This is a genomic window from Streptomyces sp., assembly GCF_035645055.1.
GTDB lineage: Bacteria > Actinomycetota > Actinomycetes > Streptomycetales > Streptomycetaceae > Streptomyces.
This window is the reverse complement of sequence record NZ_DASQNH010000008.1, coordinates 34,332-51,945: the sequence shown is the minus strand read 5'-3', so window position 1 is coordinate 51,945 and position 17,614 is coordinate 34,332. Positions and strand designations below refer to the sequence as shown.

16 protein-coding genes and 1 riboswitch are annotated in these 17,614 nt (G+C 69.7%); of the genes, 11 read left to right on the top strand and 5 right to left on the bottom strand.

Features of this window, described 5'->3' with window-relative positions; all coding sequences use genetic code 11:
* Positions 1–24: 24 nt before the first annotated feature.
* Positions 25–1,209, bottom strand: coding sequence for a quinolinate synthase NadA (gene nadA, locus VE614_RS02745; RefSeq protein WP_324931309.1), 1,185 nt, complete (start codon positions 1,207–1,209; stop codon positions 25–27).
* A 392-nt stretch (positions 1,210–1,601) separates the two neighbouring features.
* Between nadA and VE614_RS02740 the strand changes: the two genes are divergently transcribed.
* Positions 1,602–1,958, top strand: coding sequence for a HesB/IscA family protein (locus tag VE614_RS02740; RefSeq protein WP_006135694.1), 357 nt, complete (start codon positions 1,602–1,604; stop codon positions 1,956–1,958).
* A gap of 82 nt (positions 1,959–2,040) precedes the next feature.
* Here the strand turns inward: VE614_RS02740 and VE614_RS02735 are convergent, their stop codons facing one another.
* Both VE614_RS02735 and VE614_RS02730 read right to left on the bottom strand, forming a co-directional pair.
* Complete coding sequence (locus VE614_RS02735; RefSeq protein WP_324931303.1) at positions 2,041–3,657, bottom strand: hypothetical protein; 1,617 nt, start codon at positions 3,655–3,657, stop codon at positions 2,041–2,043.
* A gap of 171 nt (positions 3,658–3,828) precedes the next feature.
* Positions 3,829–4,041: a hypothetical protein gene (locus VE614_RS02730; RefSeq protein WP_324931301.1), complete on the bottom strand. Its 213-nt coding sequence runs from the start codon at positions 4,039–4,041 to the stop codon at positions 3,829–3,831.
* Between the two features lie 131 nt (positions 4,042–4,172).
* Here VE614_RS02730 and VE614_RS02725 point away from each other — a divergent pair, with 131 nt between their 5' ends.
* Entirely contained in the window at positions 4,173–5,147 is a 975-nt protein-coding gene (locus VE614_RS02725) for a carbohydrate kinase family protein (protein ID WP_324931297.1), read from the top strand.
* Between the two features lie 90 nt (positions 5,148–5,237).
* Here the strand turns inward: VE614_RS02725 and VE614_RS02720 are convergent, their stop codons facing one another.
* Positions 5,238–6,614 carry a cysteine desulfurase/sulfurtransferase TusA family protein gene (locus VE614_RS02720; protein ID WP_324931293.1) on the bottom strand — a complete coding sequence of 459 codons (1,377 nt, stop codon included), beginning with the start codon at positions 6,612–6,614 and terminating at the stop codon, positions 5,238–5,240.
* 287 nt (positions 6,615–6,901) lie between these two features.
* On the opposite strand from VE614_RS02720, the gene coxB reads away from it, so the two are divergent.
* From coxB to VE614_RS02700, 4 genes are all read left to right on the top strand, one after another.
* Positions 6,902–7,861, top strand: coding sequence for a cytochrome c oxidase subunit II (gene coxB, locus VE614_RS02715; protein WP_324931290.1), 960 nt, complete (start codon positions 6,902–6,904; stop codon positions 7,859–7,861).
* Positions 7,858–9,585 (top strand): cytochrome c oxidase subunit I, encoded by a 1,728-nt coding sequence (ctaD, locus tag VE614_RS02710; RefSeq protein WP_086170157.1) that lies wholly within the window; start codon positions 7,858–7,860, stop codon positions 9,583–9,585. Before coxB ends, ctaD begins: the two co-directional genes overlap by 4 nt.
* Complete coding sequence (locus VE614_RS02705) at positions 9,582–9,980, top strand: cytochrome c oxidase subunit 4 (RefSeq protein WP_324931283.1); 399 nt, start codon at positions 9,582–9,584, stop codon at positions 9,978–9,980. The genes ctaD and VE614_RS02705 overlap by 4 nt, the downstream gene beginning before the upstream one ends.
* 131 nt (positions 9,981–10,111) lie before the next feature.
* Complete coding sequence (locus VE614_RS02700; protein WP_324931280.1) at positions 10,112–11,374, top strand: L,D-transpeptidase; 1,263 nt, start codon at positions 10,112–10,114, stop codon at positions 11,372–11,374.
* 79 nt (positions 11,375–11,453) lie between these two features.
* On the opposite strand, the gene VE614_RS02695 is transcribed toward VE614_RS02700, so the two are convergent.
* On the bottom strand, positions 11,454–11,855 hold the full coding sequence (locus tag VE614_RS02695; protein ID WP_324931277.1) for a hypothetical protein: 402 nt from the start codon (positions 11,853–11,855) through the stop codon (positions 11,454–11,456).
* Between the two features lie 147 nt (positions 11,856–12,002).
* Here VE614_RS02695 and VE614_RS02690 point away from each other — a divergent pair, with 147 nt between their 5' ends.
* From VE614_RS02690 to trpD, 5 genes are all read left to right on the top strand, one after another.
* Complete coding sequence (locus tag VE614_RS02690) at positions 12,003–12,623, top strand: cytochrome c oxidase subunit 3 (protein WP_043500159.1); 621 nt, start codon at positions 12,003–12,005, stop codon at positions 12,621–12,623.
* Positions 12,624–12,703: 80 nt separating this feature from the next.
* The gene (locus VE614_RS02685) at positions 12,704–13,516 is read left to right on the top strand and encodes a c-type cytochrome (RefSeq protein WP_324931271.1); all 813 of its coding nucleotides are present in this window, start codon (positions 12,704–12,706) and stop codon (positions 13,514–13,516) included.
* Complete coding sequence (locus VE614_RS02680; protein ID WP_324931268.1) at positions 13,513–14,571, top strand: ubiquinol-cytochrome c reductase iron-sulfur subunit; 1,059 nt, start codon at positions 13,513–13,515, stop codon at positions 14,569–14,571. Before VE614_RS02685 ends, VE614_RS02680 begins: the two co-directional genes overlap by 4 nt.
* The gene (locus VE614_RS02675) at positions 14,568–16,205 is read left to right on the top strand and encodes a cytochrome bc complex cytochrome b subunit (protein ID WP_324931265.1); all 1,638 of its coding nucleotides are present in this window, start codon (positions 14,568–14,570) and stop codon (positions 16,203–16,205) included. Before VE614_RS02680 ends, VE614_RS02675 begins: the two co-directional genes overlap by 4 nt.
* 135 nt (positions 16,206–16,340) lie before the next feature.
* Entirely contained in the window at positions 16,341–17,405 is a 1,065-nt protein-coding gene (trpD, locus tag VE614_RS02670; protein ID WP_324931262.1) for an anthranilate phosphoribosyltransferase, read from the top strand.
* Positions 17,406–17,488: 83 nt separating this feature from the next.
* Positions 17,489–17,605, top strand: a riboswitch (SAM riboswitch).
* Positions 17,606–17,614: the final 9 nt, after the last annotated feature.

Below are 17,614 nucleotides of genomic sequence, written 5' to 3'. Positions count from 1 at the left end.
GGCCTTCTCGTGAGCGGGATGCGGTTACGGCAGCGCCAGCATGCGTTCCAGGGCCAGCTTGGCGAACGCCTCGGTCTCCTTGTCGACCTCGATGCGGTTGACGAGGTTGCCCTCGGCCAGGGATTCGAGGGCCCAGACCAGGTGGGGCAGGTCGATGCGGTTCATGGTGGAGCAGAAGCAGACCGTCTTGTCGAGAAAGACGATCTCCTTGCCCTCGGGAGCGAAACGGTTCGCCAGGCGGCGGACCAGGTTCAGCTCGGTGCCGATGGCCCACTTGGAGCCGGCCGGGGCCGCCTCCAGGGTCTTGATGATGTACTCGGTCGAGCCGACGTGGTCCGCCGCGGCGACGACCTCGTGGCGGCACTCGGGGTGGACGAGGACGTTCACACCCGGGATGCGCTCACGGACGTCGTTCACCGAGTCCAGGCTGAAGCGGCCGTGGACCGAGCAGTGGCCGCGCCAGAGGATCATCTTCGCCGCGCGCAGCTCCTCGGCGGTCAGGCCGCCGTTCGGCTTGTGCGGGTTGTAGAGCACGCAGTCGTCCAGGGACATGCCCATGTCGCGGACGGCGGTGTTGCGGCCGAGGTGCTGGTCGGGCAGGAACAGCACCTTCTCGCCCTGCTCGAACGCCCAGTCCAGGGCGCGCTTGGCGTTGGACGAGGTGCAGATCGTGCCGCCGTGCTTGCCGGTGAAGGCCTTGATGTCGGCGGAGGAGTTCATGTAGGAGACCGGGACGACCTGCTCGGCGATCCCGGCCTCGGTCAGCACGTCCCAGCACTCGGCGACCTGCTCGGCCGTCGCCATGTCGGCCATCGAGCAGCCGGCCGCGAGGTCGGGCAGGACGACCTTCTGGTCGTCGGAGGTCAGGATGTCGGCGGACTCCGCCATGAAGTGGACGCCGCAGAAGACGATGTACTCGGCCTCGGGACGGGCGGCCGCGTCTCGGGCCAGCTTGAAGGAGTCGCCCGTGACGTCCGCGAACTGGATCACCTCGTCGCGCTGGTAGTGGTGGCCCAGCACGAAGACCTTGTCGCCCAGCTTCTCCTTGGCCGCGCGGGCGCGCTCGACCAGGTCCGGGTCGGACGGCGAGGGCAGGTCGCCGGGGCACTCCACGCCGCGCTCGCTCCTCGGGTCGGCCTCGCGGCCGAGGAGCAGCAGGGCGAGGGGCGTCGGCTGGACGTCGAGCTCCTGGGTCTGGGCGGTGGTCACGACACGCACCCTTTCTTTTCTGCGGCTCGCCGGCCCGGGGAGCCGGACCGGCGGATGGCGGGACAGCGCTTCGACCTTTTCGTCGAAATGACGCTATCTATCATAACCGCTTCATGTCACTTTGACGATGTCCATAGCGTCGATGTGACGTGAATCCCGATGTCCGGAACGTCGTCCTGCCGGGTCACCGCTCCGGCGCGCTCCCGGCCCGGTCCGGGGCCCGGTCCGGGGCCCGGTCCGTTCGCCCACAGGGCGCTGTGCGCCCGCCCGCGCATGTGCGAGCATGAAAAAGGCCAAGGAGACAAGAATCGGGCTCGTCCCGGAATGAATCCGCGGCCCCGCCGGTTGCAACCGTCGGCAAGCAGTCTCCGTACAACCCGGGAGAGATGTAGATGTCCGTATCGGACGAGACCACCACCGTCACCGACGGCATCATCCTGACCGACGCCGCCGCGTCCAAGGTCAAGGCGCTGCTCGACCAGGAAGGCCGTGACGACCTCGCGCTGCGCGTCGCCGTCCAGCCCGGCGGCTGCTCCGGCCTGCGCTACCAGCTGTTCTTCGACGAGCGTTCCCTCGACGGTGACGTGGAGAAGGACTTCGGCGGGGTCAAGGTCGTCACCGACCGGATGAGCGCCCCGTACCTGGGCGGCGCGACCATCGACTTCGTGGACACGATCGAGAAGCAGGGCTTCACGATCGACAACCCGAACGCGACGGGCTCCTGCGCCTGCGGCGACTCGTTCAGCTAAGCCTGACAGCAAGGCGGCGGCCCCCTGCCGAGGGGCCGCCGCCTTCGCGTTTCCGCACCCGGCAGCGGGGCGTCCGCGGCCGCTAGCGGGGAAGTCGCGCCCCCGGCTTCTCCAGCGGGACCGTCTCGCCGTCCGCCCCGACCACCTTCCGGCCGTCGAGCGGCTCGTCCAGTTCCACCGTGCGGTGGTGCACCTTGGCGATCATGATGCAGACCTTGTCCGGCCAGGGCCTCTCGGTCACCGTGACCGTCACCCGGTCCGCGCTCTCCGTCGCCCTCGCCGTGTAGTCCGCGCAGACCCCGCCGGTGAAGGCGACGGTCAGCTCCGTGCCCTCGGCGGTGTAGCCCTCCACCTGCACGTTCCGGGTCTCGGTGGGCGCGTCCGGCCCCGTCGGCCGCGGACTGGGGTTGCCGCCCGTCTCCGCGGGCGGTGCGGGCGCGGTCAGATAGCGCGGGTCGACCGCCGGATGCGTCACGGTGAAACCTTCCGCCGCGCCCGGCGCCCGCACCTCGAACAGCCAGGACGGCACCAGCGTCTGCCGCGCGTCCACGAAGTGCGAGGCCAGCCCGAAGACCGCGTCCTCCACGACGACCGCCTCCCGCGCGCCGTCCGCGGGCGCCGAGGTCTCGCACGGCGCCTGCGCCCGGTCGTCCTCAAGCGGTACGGGGCTGGCGCAGCCGCCGATGCCGACGCGATGACCGGGCTCCTGGGCCGCGTTCAGCCGCTCCAGCGTCCGCCGGGCGTCCAGCACGGGATACGCGGCCCCCTTCACCGGCGTCTTCAGCTGGCCGCTGCCCGTGACCACCTCTCCCTGCGCGCTGACCGTCAGCCCGGTGGGCCAGCCGTACGTCGGCAGCCCGCCGACCACCGGATCGGCGGTCACCACCCGGTCCGCGCCGCTCACCCGGGAGGCGTCCACCCGCGCGGAGTCCTGCCCGAGCGCCTTCAGCACCGGCGCCGCCGCCTTGCGTGCCGCGGCCTCGCCGACCGGGTCCACGGCCGCGGACGCGGGCGGCTCGGCGCAGACGGTCACGCTCTCGCAGTCGTCGGTGCCGGGGGCGTAGCGGTGGAACGTCCACGTGCCGGGCGCCTGCCGGTTCACCCGGAGACTCGGCCCCTGGCCGTCCTTGCCGGACCCGACCTTCCAGGCCTGCCCCTCGGCCACGGGCGTCCCGTCCACCCCGAGCGCCGAGGCCAGCCGCGCGACCTCCGCCTCGGTGACCTCGCCCTTCGCCCAGTACACGGGCGCCGAGCCGGGGCCCTTCGGGAGCGCTCCGGACGCCTTGTAGGTGACGCCGTTCGGGTCGGGTTCGCCGGGCGCGATCCCGTTCCCGGAGCCCTCGGAGTAGCCGTCGAGCGCGAGCGGCGGCGGAGTGCCGTTCCCGCCGGGCGCGCCGGACCCCGATCCCGCACCCGTTCCGCCGCCCGCCGAGGCGGCGAGATACGCCCCGCCGCCCCCGGCCAGCAGCACGGCGGCGGCCACGGCGGCCACGAGGGCGGGGGAGCGGCGCCGGGACCGCGTCTGCGGCGCGGACCCCGCTTCCGGTGTGCTTTCGGTCTCCGGCGCGGACCCCGCTTCCGGCGTGCCCTCGGTCTCCGGCGCGGGTTCCCGTGAGGCGTTCGCGTCCGCTGTCGCACGTTCGGCGGCGCCGGACTCTCCCACGACCTCGTCGTCGTTGTCGGGTCGCTCGGTGTTCACCGCATCGCTCCTTCGGCCGCACAGCTGTTACGGGGGACAGCGATGGGACGCGGAGAAGGAGTGCGCGGTTCCCTTCGGGCCGCTCGGTTCCCCTCGGACCGCTCGGTTCCCTTCGGACCGCTCGGTTCCCCTCGGGCCCGGGGGCGGGTGGGCGGTCGCGAGGCGGCCGGCTCAGTCGCCGTAGTCGGACATCGCGTCCAGCAGTCGCGCGGAGCCCGGCGGCACGGTCACCCCGTGGATCCGGGAGGGGGACACGGGCCGGGCCGCGCCCCGGTCCGGGGCCGTCCAGTGCGGGGCCATCCGGGCGCAGTCGCCGCGCAGCGACGCCAGGTCGCCTTCCGGATCGGCGGGTACGGGTGCCGCTGGTGCGTCGTGGTTCGTCATAGCGGCACCGTAGGCATGGGCCGGCTCACGAAGAAAGATCTACTATCGGGTAGTTTTCCCTGCTTCAGGGCGGGGCCGCCCAGCGGGTAGCGTGGACTGTCATTACCCCTCCACCCAGGAGCGTTCACGCCGTGCGCATCGCAGTCACCGGCTCCATCGCAACCGACCACCTCATGACCTTCCCCGGGCGCTTCGCCGACCAGCTCGTCGCGGACCGGCTGCACACGGTCTCGCTCTCCTTCCTGGTCGACAACCTCGACGTCCGCCGGGGCGGCGTCGCTGCGAACATCGCCTTCGGCATGGGCCAGCTCGGCACCCGGCCGATCCTGGTCGGCGCGGCCGGCTTCGACTTCGACGAGTACCGCGCCTGGCTGGACCGGCACGGCGTCGACACCGGCTCGGTCCGGATCTCCGAGACCCTGCACACCGCCCGCTTCGTCTGCACCACCGACGCCGACCACAACCAGATCGGCTCCTTCTACACCGGCGCGATGAGCGAGGCCCGCCTCATCGAGCTGAAGACCGTCGCGGACCGGGTCGGCGGTCTGGACCTGGTCGTCATCGGCGCCGACGACCCCGAGGCGATGCTCCGCCACACCGAGGAGTGCCGCTCCCGCGCCATCCCGTTCGCCGCGGACTTCTCCCAGCAGATCGCCCGCATGGACGGCGAGGAGATCCGCATCCTGCTGGACGGGGCGACCTACCTCTTCTCCAACGAGTACGAGAAGGGCCTCATCGAGTCCAAGACCGGCTGGACCGACGCGGAGATCCTGGCCAAGGTCGGCCACCGCGTCACCACCCTCGGTTCGCGCGGCGTGCGCATCGAACGGGTCGGCGAGGACCCGATCGAGGTCGGCTGCCCGGAGGAGGACCGCAAGGCCGACCCCACCGGCGTCGGCGACGCCTTCCGCGCCGGGTTCCTGTCCGGACTGGCCTGGGGCGTCTCCCTGGAGCGGGCGGCGCAGGTGGGCTGCATGCTCGCGACGCTGGTGATCGAGACGGTGGGCACGCAGGAGTACCAGCTGCGCCGGGCGCACTTCATGGACCGCTTCACCAAGGCGTACGGGCACGAGGCTGCCGTGGAGGTTCAGCAGCACCTGGGCTGATTCTCGTCCGCGGGTGGGGGCGCGGGGGCTGGTCGCGCTCACGCGGCGGCAGCCGCAGGCCGACACGGCCCCGCGCCCCTGAGAGGTGGGTCAGAGCACCCGGCGGACCACGTAGGCCGTTCCCTTCTCCGCCGGTTCCTCCCCCACGTACTCCTGTCCCCGCATCTCGCACCACGCCGGGATGTCCAGCCGCGCGGCCTCGTCGTCGGCCAGTACCCGGACCGTGCCGCCCACCGGCACCTCCCCGATCACCTTCGCCAGCTCGATCACGGGCAGCGGGCAGAGCTTGCCCAGCGCGTCGACGACGAGCGCGTCCTCGTGCCGGAGGACCGTCGCGGTCGGCGCGCCCAGCTTCTCCCGCACCCCGGCCACGGCCCCCGGCAGCACCTCCAGGAACCGGTCGACGTCCTCCGCCGGCGTCCCCGGCGGCAGCGACACGCGTACGTTGCCCTCGCTCAGCACCCCCATGGCGCGGAGCACATGGCTGGGGGTCAGCGTGCTGCTGGTGCAGGACGATCCGGAGGAGACCGAGAACCCCTCCCGGTCCAGCTCGTGCAGCAGCGCCTCCCCGTCGACGTAGAGACAGGAGAAGGTGACGATCCCCGGCAGCCGCCGCTCCGGCTCGCCCACCACCTCCACGTCCGGCACCAGGTCCGGCACCCGGACCCGGATCCGCTCCGTCAGCTCCCGCAGCCGTACCGCCTCGGCGGCCGCCTCCGCCCGTACGGCCCGCAGCGAGGCCGCGGCGGCCACGATCGCGGGGATGTTCTCGAAACCGGGGGCCCGCCCCGACTCCCGCTCGTCGGCCGGGCCTTGCGGTGCGAACCGCACTCCCTTGCGGACGACGAGCAGCCCGACCCCGGCCGGCCCGCCCCACTTGTGGGCGCTCGCCGTCAGCAGCGACCAGTCGCCCGCCACCGGGCCCCAGCCCAGCGACTGGGCCGCGTCCACCAGCAGCGGCACCCCGGCCGCCCGGCAGGCCCCGGCCACCTCGGCCACCGGCTGCACGGTCCCCACCTCGTGGTTGGCGGACTGAAGGCACGCCAGCGCGGTGTCCTCGCGCAGCGCGGCGGCGTACGCCGACGGGTCCACGGCGCCCGCACGGTCCACCGGGACCTGCGTGACCGTGCCGCCGTCCGCCTCGTGGGCCTCGGCCGAGTGGAGTACCGAGGAATGTTCGACGGATGACACGATCAGGTGGCGCCCGACCCGTCGCCGCCCCGCCAACACGCCCGAGACGCCCGAGTGCACCGCGCGGGTGCCGGAGGACGTGAACGCCACCTCGTCCGCGCGGCACCCCACCGCCTCGGCGACCGCCTCCCGCGCCGCGTCCAGCAGCATCCGGGCCCTGCGCCCCTCCCGGTACAGCCGCGCCGGATCCGCCCACCCCTCATCCACAGAGGCCAACAACGCCTGCCGGGCGACAGGGTGGAGAGGAGCAGCGGAAGCAGCGTCAAAGTAGGCCATACGGCAACGCTAGACCGCCGGTCGGCCAAGGCTCCCTCAGGGGCGCGGGGCAATGACATCAGCGGCTCCGCCGCGGGGCGCGACCAGCCACAACGCACCCGCACCCGCCAATCCAGCGAACCGGCGGAGTGACTAGGCACCCCTCCCCGCGAACCCTCGGAGAGGGTGGGCTAGGGTTTGGTCCGCATAAACATCCAAACCCCTGCCCGACGCAGGGCGGCGACCGACCAGCGAGAAGGCCAGGCCGCAGCCGATCCGCGCGGGCGAGACTCTCGGGAAGGCGCTACGTGAGTCCCAACGGCTCCGACCGCTCGCCGCGGCGCCCGATGCGGCGGAAGCTGCTGCAGGCACTGACCGCGGGCCTGGTCCTGGCGACCGCCACCGGTTGCACATGGGAGGACTTCCCCCGCCTTGGTATGCCCACCCCCACCACGGAAGAGGCGCCGATCGTCCTCTCCCTGTGGCAGGGCTCCTGGGCTGCCGCGCTCGCCGTCGGCGTGCTGGTGTGGGGCTTGATCCTCTGGAGTGCCATCTTCCACCGGCGCAGCCGCACCAAGGTGGAGATCCCTCCGCAGACCCGGTACAACGTGCCCATCGAGGCGCTGTACACGGTCGTACCGATCATCATCGTCTCGGTCCTCTTCTACTTCACGGCCCGCGACGAGTCCAAGCTGCTGAGCATGGACAAGAAGCCGGACGTCACGGTCAACGTGGTCGGCTTCCAGTGGAGCTGGTGCTTCAACTACATCGAGAACGTCGAGGGTTCCACGGGCGACGCCAAGACCGCCCAGGAACTGAACTCGGTCCCGGAACGCTACAAGAAGGACTTCCCGGACAACGCGGGCGGTGTCTACACCTGCGGTATCCCGGGTGAGCGGAACCCGCAGACCGGCAACCCCGGCCCCACGCTGTGGCTGCCGGAGGGCAAGACGGTCCGCTTCGTCCTCACCTCGCGGGACGTCATCCACTCCTTCTGGGTGGTGCCGTTCCTGATGAAGCAGGACGTCATCCCGGGCCACCCCAACGCCTTCCAGGTGACCCCGAACAGGCAGGGAACCTTCCTGGGCAAGTGCGCCGAGCTGTGCGGCGTCGACCACTCCCGGATGCTGTTCAACGTGAAGGTCGTCTCGCCGGAGCGTTACGAGCAGCACCTGAAGGAGCTGGCCGAGAAGGGCCAGACCGGTTACGTCCCCGCCGGTATCGAGCAGACCGAGCACGAGAAGAACCGGGAGGCGAACATCCTGTGAGTATCGTCAACGAACCCGCAGGTGCCCCCGAGGCCGGCACCTACGAGAACGAGCTGCCGGTCCGGCGCAAGCAGCCCGGCAACGTCGTGGTGAAGTGGCTGACGACCACCGACCACAAGACGATCGGCACCCTGTACCTGACGACGTCGTTCGCGTTCTTCTGCATCGGCGGCATCCTGGCGCTCTTCATGCGCGCCGAGCTGGCCCGTCCGGGTCTGCAGATGATGTCGAACGAGCAGTTCAACCAGGCGTTCACGATGCACGGCACGATCATGCTGCTGATGTTCGCGACGCCACTGTTCGCGGGCTTCGCGAACTGGATCATGCCGCTCCAGATCGGCGCCCCCGACGTCGCGTTCCCGCGGCTGAACATGTTCGCCTACTGGCTCTACCTGTTCGGCTCGCTGATCGCGGTGGGCGGCTTCCTCACCCCGAACGGCGCCGCCAGCTTCGGCTGGTTCGCCTACACCCCGCTGTCCGACGCGGTCCGCTCGCCGGGCCTCGGCTCCGACATGTGGATCATGGGTCTGGCCTTCTCCGGCTTCGGCACCATCCTCGGCGCGGTCAACTTCATCACCACGATCATCTGCATGCGCGCACCCGGCATGACGATGTTCCGCATGCCGATCTTCACCTGGAACGTCCTGCTGACCGGTGTCCTGGTCCTGCTGGCCTTCCCGGTCCTGGCGGCCGCGCTGTTCGCCCTGGAGGCGGACCGCAAGTTCGGGGCGCACATCTTCGACGCGGCCAACGGCGGCGCCTTGCTCTGGCAGCACCTCTTCTGGTTCTTCGGACACCCAGAGGTGTACATCATCGCCCTGCCGTTCTTCGGCATCATCAGTGAGGTCATCCCGGTCTTCTCCCGCAAGCCGATGTTCGGCTACTGGGGTCTGGTCGCGGCGACCATCGCGATCGCCGGTCTGTCCGTGACCGTGTGGGCGCACCACATGTACGTCACCGGCGGTGTGCTGCTGCCGTTCTTCTCCTTCATGACGTTCCTCATCGCCGTACCGACCGGTGTGAAGTTCTTCAACTGGATCGGCACGATGTGGAAGGGCTCGCTGTCCTTCGAGACACCGATGCTCTGGGCGACCGGCTTCCTGATCACCTTCACCTTCGGTGGTCTGACCGGTGTCATCCTGGCCTCGCCGCCCATGGACTTCCACATCTCGGACTCGTACTTCGTGGTGGCCCACTTCCACTACGTGGTGTTCGGCACGGTCGTCTTCGCGATGTTCTCCGGCTTCCACTTCTGGTGGCCGAAGTTCACCGGCAAGATGCTCGACGAGCGCCTGGGCAAGATCACCTTCTGGACGCTGTTCGTCGGCTTCCACGGCACCTTCCTGGTCCAGCACTGGCTGGGCGCCGAGGGCATGCCGCGCCGGTACGCCGACTACCTGGCGGCCGACGGCTTCACCGCCCTGAACACGATCTCCACGATCAGCTCGTTCGTGCTCGGCCTGTCGATCCTGCCGTTCTTCTACAACGTGTGGAAGACGGCCAAGTACGGCAAGCCGGTCGGTGTCGACGACCCGTGGGGTTACGGACGCTCCCTGGAGTGGGCGACCTCCTGCCCGCCGCCGCGGCACAACTTCCTCACCCTGCCGCGGATCCGCAGCGAATCCCCGGCGTTCGATCTGCACCACCCCGACATCGCCGCCCTGGAACAGCTGGGTCACTCCGGCCAGAGCGCGCTCGCTGGTAGCAAGGAGGCCGGCAAGTGAAGATCCAGGGCAAGATGTTCATGTGGCTGAGCGTCTTCGTCCTCGCCATGGCGGTCGTCTATGGCGTGTGGTCGAAGGAGCCGGCCGGCACCACGGCCCTCTTCCTGGCCTTCGGCCTGTGCATCATGATCGGCTTCTACCTGGGCTTCACCGCCCGGCGGGTCGACGTCGGTGCGCAGGACGACCTGGAGGCCGATGTCGCGGACGACGCGGGCGAGCTGGGCTTCTTCAGCCCGCACAGCTGGCAGCCGCTCGCCCTGGCGATCGGCGGCGCCTTCGCCTTCCTCGGTGTCGCGGTCGGCTGGTGGCTGCTGTACTTCGCCTTCCCGATCATCCTGATCGGCATCTTCGGCTGGGTCTTCGAGTACTACCGCGGTGAGAACCGCACCCAGTAGCACGCGCTGAGCCCGCCGGGAGCCCGGACACTCCGTCAGGAGCGTCCGGGCTCCCGCTTTCGCAGCAACGGCCGTCCCTCGGTCGGGCTACCCAGCGCGCCGCGCTTGACGGGGCTCCCTAGCGTGAACTCATGAGCCACACACCGCGTACCCGTACCGTCATCGGCTGCACTGTGCTGGTGATGGCCCTCGGCCCGGCCGTCACCTCCTGCGGCGGCGACGGAAATCCGCTGTCGGCCGCGCCGTACGACGCGGCGGACCAGATCTCCTTCAGCGGCCCCGCGGGCGAGGGGAAGAAGGCCGACCCCGACAAGCCCCTGGAAGTCACCGCCGAGGGCGAGGAGGGGCGCATCACGGACGTCACGGCCGTCGACGCGGCCGGCCGCCACCTGGCGGGCGAACTCTCCGCCGACGGGGGCCGCTGGCACTCCACCTCCCCGCTCGCCGCCGACGCCCGCTACACGGTCCGGGTGAGCACCGAGGACGAGGACGGCAGGCCCGGCCGCCAGGTCCTGGTCCTCGACACCGGCAAGCCCCTCGCCAAGAAGCGGCTGGACGTCACCTTCGGCCCCAAGGCGGGTACGTACGGCGTCGGCCAGCCCATCACCGCCGAGCTGAGCCACCCGGTCGGAGGCCGCGCCCAGCGCGCCGTCGTCGAGCGCGCCCTCAAGGTGCACTCCTCACCCGCCGTGGAAGGCGGCTGGCACTGGGTGGACGACAAGGAACTCCACTACCGCCCCAAGGAGTACTGGCCCAGTCACGCCACCGTCCAGGTGCGCAGCAACCTGGAGGGCATCAAGATCAGCGACCGGCTGTGGGGCGGCAAGGCGAAGCCGCTGAAGATCTCCACCGGCGACAAGGTCGTCGCCGTCACGGACGCCTCGTCCCACTGGATGACCGTCTACAAGAACGGCGAGGAGATCAACTCCATGCCGGTCACCACCGGCAAGCCCGGCTTCGAGACCCGCAACGGCGTCAAGGTGGTGCTCGGCAAGGAGTACTTCGTACGGATGCGCTCCACCAGCATCGGCATCGCCGCCGGCTCCTCGGAGTCGTACGACCTGCCGGTCTACTACGCCACCCGGGTGACCTGGAGCGGCGAGTACGTGCACGCCGCCCCCTGGTCCGTCGGCTCCCAGGGCTACGCCAACGTCAGCCACGGCTGCACCGGCATGAGCACCGGCAACGCCGCCTGGTTCTTCGAGAACGTCCGGGAGGGCGACGTGGTCGAGGTCGTCAACTCCTACGGCGACACCATGGAGACCTTCGGCAACGGCTTCGGCGACTGGAACCTGACCTGGAAGAAGTGGCGCGAGGGCAGCGCCCTGACCGCGGGCGGGCCGGAAGCACCCAAGCCCGAGGAAACGGCACGTCTGCGACCCACGGCCGTGTGAGAAGCCTTCAGGGGGCGCGGGGACGTGCGCGACCACCACAACGGTCCGCACCCGCCCGGCACCCCCGGGCACCGTCTCCCTAGGCGCTCTGCAGCTTCCTCTGCCGCAGCAGAGACGCCAGCGCGGCCGCGAACTCCACCGGATCCACCGGCAAGGTCACCGCCGCCTCGGCCCGGCTCCACGTGGCCAGCCACGCGTCCTGCGGCCGCCCCATCAGCAGCAGCACGGGCGGGCACTGGAACACCTCGTCCTTGATCTGCCGGCAGAGCCCCATGCCGCCCATGGGCACGGCCTCCCCGTCCAGCACGCAGACGTCGATGCCGCCCTTGTCCAGCTCCCTGACGACGGCCCCCGGGGTCGCGCACTCCACGAACTCCACCAGGGGGACGTCGGGAGCGGGCCGGCGCCCGGCCGCGAGCCGCACCTGCTCCCGGGTGTTGGAGTCGTCGCTGTAGACCAGTACCGTGGCGGTCGGCTGCATAGCTTCCTCCGTGACTTCGGCGTCGTACGGAAAGGGCCTGTCGGCCCGGATGCTACTCCCTTGAACACCACGTCAACACTGGTATGGCCGAGAGCAACACTCCGAACGGCACCCCCCGGAGTGAGGGCGGGATAAGCGACCGACATAATGTCGGTCGTGGCGACAGCAACGACAGTAGATACCGGGCACGCGCACCCGTCGGTCAACCGGCCGAACCTCGTCAGCGTCGGAACGATCATCTGGCTGAGTTCCGAGCTGATGTTCTTCGCGGCCCTCTTCGCGATGTACTTCACCCTGCGATCGGTGACAGGACCCGAGTTCTGGAGTGAGAAGGCGTCCGCCTTGAACTTCCCGTTCTCGGCGACGAACACCACGATCCTGGTGCTCTCCTCCCTCACCTGCCAGCTCGGCGTGTTCGCCGCCGAGCGCGGTGACGTGAAGAAGCTCCGGATGTGGTTCATCGTCACCTTCATCATGGGTGCGATCTTCATCGGCGGCCAGGTGTACGAGTACACCGAGCTGGTCAAGCACGAGGGCCTCTCGCTCTCCTCCGACCCCTACGGCTCGGTCTTCTACCTGACCACCGGCTTCCACGGCCTGCACGTGACGGGCGGTCTCATCGCCTTCCTGCTGGTCCTGGGCCGTACCTACGCGGCCCGGAGGTTCACTCACGAGCAGGCGACCGCCGCCATCGTCGTGTCCTACTACTGGCACTTCGTCGATGTCGTCTGGATCGGCCTCTTCGCCACGATCTACATGATCAAGTAGCCGGAACCGATCCCACGCGCGTTCCCGTAACGCACATCCCAGAAGCATCGACGCAGAAGATCCTGACACCGGGGTAATCCGTGAAAAAGCTCTCCGCACGACGACGCCATCCGCTGGCGGCGGTCGTCGTCCTACTCCTCGCGCTGGCGGCTACCGGGGGGCTGTACGCCGCGTTCGCACCCGCGGGCAAGGCGCAGGCCGATGAAACCGCCCAGTCCCTCGCCATCGACGAGGGCAAGAAGCTCTACGCCGTCGGCTGCGCCAGCTGCCACGGCACCGGCGGTCAGGGCACCTCCGACGGTCCGAGCCTGGTCGGCGTCGGCGCGGCGGCCGTCGACTTCCAGGTCGCCACCGGCCGTATGCCGGCCGCGACCTCCCAGGGCGTGCAGGTCCCGCGGAAGAAGAACATCTACACCCAGGCCCAGATCGACCAGCTCGCGGCGTACATCGCCTCGCTGGGCGCGGGCCCGTCCGTCCCGACCGAGGAGCAGTACGGCCCGGAGGGCGCGGACATCGCCAAGGGCGGTGAGTTGTTCCGCAACAACTGCGCGCAGTGCCACAACTTCACCGGCAAGGGCGGTGCCCTCACCAAGGGCAAGTACGCGCCGAGCCTCGAGGGCGTGAACCCGAAGCACATCTACGAGGCCATGCAGACCGGCCCGCAGAACATGCCCTCCTTCCCCGACACCACGCTGTCGGAGCAGAACAAGAAGGACATCATCGCGTACCTGAACGCGGTCAACAGCGACGAGACGGAGACCCCCGGCGGGATGGAGCTGGGCGGTATCGGCCCGGTTGCCGAAGGCCTCTTCGGCTGGATCTTCGGCCTCGGCACCCTCATCGCCATCGCCGTGTGGGTGGCCGCCCGGACCGCAAAGGCCAAGAAGTCATGAGTAGCCAAGACATTCCCGAAGAGAACCTGCCCGCAGCGCGGGACACCGGCCACGGCGCGCTGGGCGTCGCGGACGAGAAGAACCCGTTCGCCGACCCGGGCCTGCCGCCGCACGAGCCCCGGATCCAGGACATCGACGAGCGGGCCGCCAAGCGGTCCGAGCGCACGGTCGCCCTGCTGTTCACGGTGTCGATGCTGGCCACCATCGGCTTCATCGCCTCGTTCGTGGCGATCCCGCACGACAAGTCGATCTACGTCTTCACGCTCGGGCACATCAACGCGATGAACTTCGCGCTGGGCCTGACCCTGGGCGTGGCGCTGTTCTGCATCGGCGCGGGCGCGGTCCACTGGGGCCGCACCCTGATGTCCGACCACGAGCTGGTCCAGGAGCGCCACGCGATCGAGGCCCCGGCCGACGTCCGTGCCCAGGTCTTCGAGGACTTCCGGCAGGGCGCCAAGGAGTCGCAGCTCGGCCGGCGCAAGCTGATCCGCAACACCATGTTCGGTGCGATGGCCATGGTGCCGCTGTCCGGCCTGGTCCTGCTGCGCGACCTCGGTCCGCTGCCCGAGGACAAGCTGCGCCACACCCTGTGGCGCAAGGGCAAGCTGATCGTGAACATGAACACCAACGAGCCGCTGCGGCCGTCGGACGTCGCCGTCGGTTCGCTGACCTTCGCCAAGCCCGAGGGCCTGGAGGAGCACGACCACGGCTTCCAGAACGAGATCGCCAAGGCCGCCCTGATGCTCGTCCGGATCCAGCCGGAGGACATCAAGGACAAGCGCGAGCTCGAGTGGTCGCACGAGGGCATCGTGGCGTACTCGAAGATCTGCACCCACGTCGGTTGCCCGATCTCCCTGTACGAGCAGCAGACGCACCACGTGCTGTGCCCCTGCCACCAGTCCACCTTCGACCTCTCCGACGGTGCCCGGGTCATCTTCGGTCCCGCCGGTCACCCGCTGCCGCAGCTGCGCATCGGGGTGAACGACGAGGGCTACCTCGAAGCGCTCGGCGACTTCGAAGAGCCCGTCGGTCCTGCATTCTGGGAGCGCGGATGAGCACCAACGACAGCACACAGTCCCGCGCCCGCGGGAAGGCACCGGCCGGCGAGCGAGTCGCCGACTGGGCCGACGGCCGGCTGGGGATCTACTCCCTGGCCAAGGCCAACATGCGGAAGATCTTCCCGGACCACTGGTCCTTCATGCTGGGCGAGGTCTGCCTCTACAGCTTCCTCATCATCATCCTCACGGGTGTGTACCTGACGCTGTTCTTCCACCCCTCGATGAACGAGGTGGAGTACCACGGCAGCTACATCCCGATGCAGGGCCAGCTGATGAGCGAGGCCTACAAGTCGACGCTGGACATCAGCTTCGACGTCCGCGGCGGTCTGCTGATCCGGCAGATCCACCACTGGGCGGCCATCGTCTTCCTCGCCGGCATGTTCGTGCACATGATGCGCGTGTTCTTCACCGGCGCGTTCCGCAAGCCGCGTGAGATCAACTGGCTGTTCGGCTTCCTGCTGTTCGTCCTCGGCATGTTCACCGGTTTCACCGGCTACTCGCTCCCGGACGACCTGCTCTCCGGCACCGGTGTCCGCTTCACGCAGGGCGCGATCCTGTCCGTGCCGATCGTCGGCACGTACATCTCGATGTTCCTGTTCGGCGGGGAGTTCCCCGGCGACGACTTCGTCGCCCGGTTCTACTCGATCCACATCCTGCTGCTGCCGGGCATCATGCTCGGCCTCGTGGTGGCCCACCTGATCCTGGTCTTCTACCACAAGCACACACAGTTCGCGGGTCCCGGCAAGAACAACAAGAACGTCGTCGGCATGCCGCTGCTGCCGGTGTACATGGCCAAGGCCGGAGGCTTCTTCTTCCTGGTCTTCGGCGTCATCGCGGTCCTCGCCGGCATCGCGACGGTGAACCCGATCTGGGCCCTGGGCCCGTACCGTCCGGACATGGTGTCCACCGGCGCCCAGCCCGACTGGTACATGGGCTTCGCCGAGGGTCTGGTCCGCGCCATGCCCGGCTGGGAGATCAACCTGTGGGGTCACACGCTGGTCCTCGGCGTGTTCGTCCCGCTGGTGCTCTTCGGCGTGTTCCTCGCGGCGATCGCGGTGTACCCGTTCATCGAGTCGTGGATCACCGGGGACAAGCGCGAGCACCACATCCTGGACCGGCCGCGCAACGCCCCGACGCGCACCGCGCTGGGTGTCGCCTGGATCACCGCCTACATGATCATGCTGATCGGCGGTGGCAACGACATCGTGGCCACCCACTTCCACCTCTCGATCAACGCGGTCACCTGGTTCGTCCGGATCGGGTTCTTCGTCGGCCCGGTCATCGCGTTCGTCGTCACCAAGCGGATCTGCCTCGGCCTCCAGCGCCGGGACAAGGACAAGGTGCTGCACGGTCGCGAGACCGGCACCATCAAGCGCCTGCCGCACGGTGAGTACATCGAGGTGCACGAGCCGCTCAGCCAGGCGGCGATGCACAGCCTCACGGCGCACGAGCAGTACGCGCCGGCCGAGATCGGCCCGACGGTCGACGAGAACGGCGTCGAGCGGAAGGTCAAGGGCTCCCAGAAGCTGCGCGCCAAGCTGAGCAAGGCGTACTTCGGCGAGGACGCCCAGATTCCGAAGCCGACCGTCGAGGAGTACAAGGAGATCACGAGCGGCCACGGCCACCACTGATCGCTGCGTTCGCCACGCCACGCTGAAGGGCCCCCGTCCGGTGTTCGGACGGGGGCCCTTCGCCGTACCCCGGGATGGATAGGCTGGGCGCGCACCCCCGCATGCCATGTGTTCTACGACGATCAGGAGCGGCTGATGAGCGCTGTGACCCCCGCTGGAGGCGACACCGCGGCGGGCCGTTCCTGGCCCGCGATGCTGAACGGCCTGCTGGAGGGCCGGGACCAGGGCGCCGAGGACACGGCCTGGGCGATGGACCGGATCATGAGCGGCGAGGCGACCGACGCGCAGATCGCCGGGTTCGCGGTGGCGCTGCGGGCCAAGGGCGAGACGGTCGAGGAGATCACCGGCCTGGTCCGCGCGATGTACGCGCACGCCCATGTGATCGAGGTGCCCGGCGCCACCGTCGACATCGTCGGCACCGGCGGCGACGGGGCCAGAACGGTGAACATCTCCACGATGTCCTCGATCGTCGTGGCCGGCACCGGCGCCAAGGTGGTCAAGCACGGCAACCGGGCCGCGTCGTCGGCGTCCGGCGCGTCGGACGTGCTGGAGAAGCTGGGCGTCAATCTGGAGCTGACGCCGAAGCGGGTGGCCGAGGTCGCCGACGAGGCGGGCATCACCTTCTGCTTCGCGGTGAAGTTCCACCCGGCGCTGCGCCATGTGGCGGCGGCCCGCGGTCAGCTGGGCATCCGGACGACCTTCAACTTCCTCGGCCCGCTGACCAACCCGGCCCGGGTGAGGGCGCAGGCGGTGGGCGTGGCGGATCTGCGGATGGCGCCGATCGTCGCGGGTGTCTTCGCCGAGCGCGGCAACTCCTCGCTGGTGTTCCGCGGCGACGACGGTCTCGACGAGCTGACCACCACCGCCACCTCCCGGGTGTGGATCGTCCGGGACGGCAAGGTCGCCGAGGAGACGTTCGACCCGCGCGACGTCGGCATCGAGCTGGTGCCGGTGGAGGCGCTGCGCGGCGCGGACGCCTCCTACAACGCCGAGGTGGCCCGTCGTCTGCTGGACGGGGAGACCGGCCCGGTGCGGGACGCCGTCCTGCTGAACGCGGCGGCCGCGCTGGTCGCGCTGCACCCGGCCGACGCCCCGCTGGCCGAGCAGATCCGCGCGGGGATGGCGAAGGCGGCCGAGTCCATCGACTCGGGCGCGGCCAAGCGGACGCTGGAGCGCTGGGTGGCGGCGAGCAACGCGTAGCCCTGCGCGTGTCGTCGGCTGTCGTCCCGCGATCCGGACACGGGTTGCGGGACGACGATCACTTCGTCTACTTTCCTGAACCAGGTCATGAGTGACAGTCATGAGGCCCCGGCCGACTGTCCGGCAACCCTCCGTCCGTGGCGGGGTGCCCCGGGTGAGGACCAGGCCGTAGGCAGCGAGGTCTACGGCAAGCGCGGACCCCTCGCGTC

Bases quoted from the DNA above. Each gene is read 5' to 3' on its own strand.
- VE614_RS02740 (WP_006135694.1), top strand. From the start codon at position 1,602: ATGTCCGTATCGGACGAGACCACCACCGTCACCGACGGCATCATCCTG.
- VE614_RS02730 (WP_324931301.1), bottom strand. From the start codon at position 4,041: ATGACGAACCACGACGCACCAGCGGCACCCGTACCCGCCGATCCGGAA.
- VE614_RS02720 (WP_324931293.1), bottom strand. From the start codon at position 6,614: ATGGCCTACTTTGACGCTGCTTCCGCTGCTCCTCTCCACCCTGTCGCC.
- VE614_RS02700 (WP_324931280.1), top strand. From the start codon at position 10,112: ATGAGCCACACACCGCGTACCCGTACCGTCATCGGCTGCACTGTGCTG.
- VE614_RS02695 (WP_324931277.1), bottom strand. From the start codon at position 11,855: ATGCAGCCGACCGCCACGGTACTGGTCTACAGCGACGACTCCAACACC.
- VE614_RS02690 (WP_043500159.1), top strand. From the start codon at position 12,003: ATGTCGGTCGTGGCGACAGCAACGACAGTAGATACCGGGCACGCGCAC.
- VE614_RS02680 (WP_324931268.1), top strand. From the start codon at position 13,513: ATGAGTAGCCAAGACATTCCCGAAGAGAACCTGCCCGCAGCGCGGGAC.
- VE614_RS02675 (WP_324931265.1), top strand. From the start codon at position 14,568: ATGAGCACCAACGACAGCACACAGTCCCGCGCCCGCGGGAAGGCACCG.
- trpD (WP_324931262.1), top strand. From the start codon at position 16,341: ATGAGCGCTGTGACCCCCGCTGGAGGCGACACCGCGGCGGGCCGTTCC.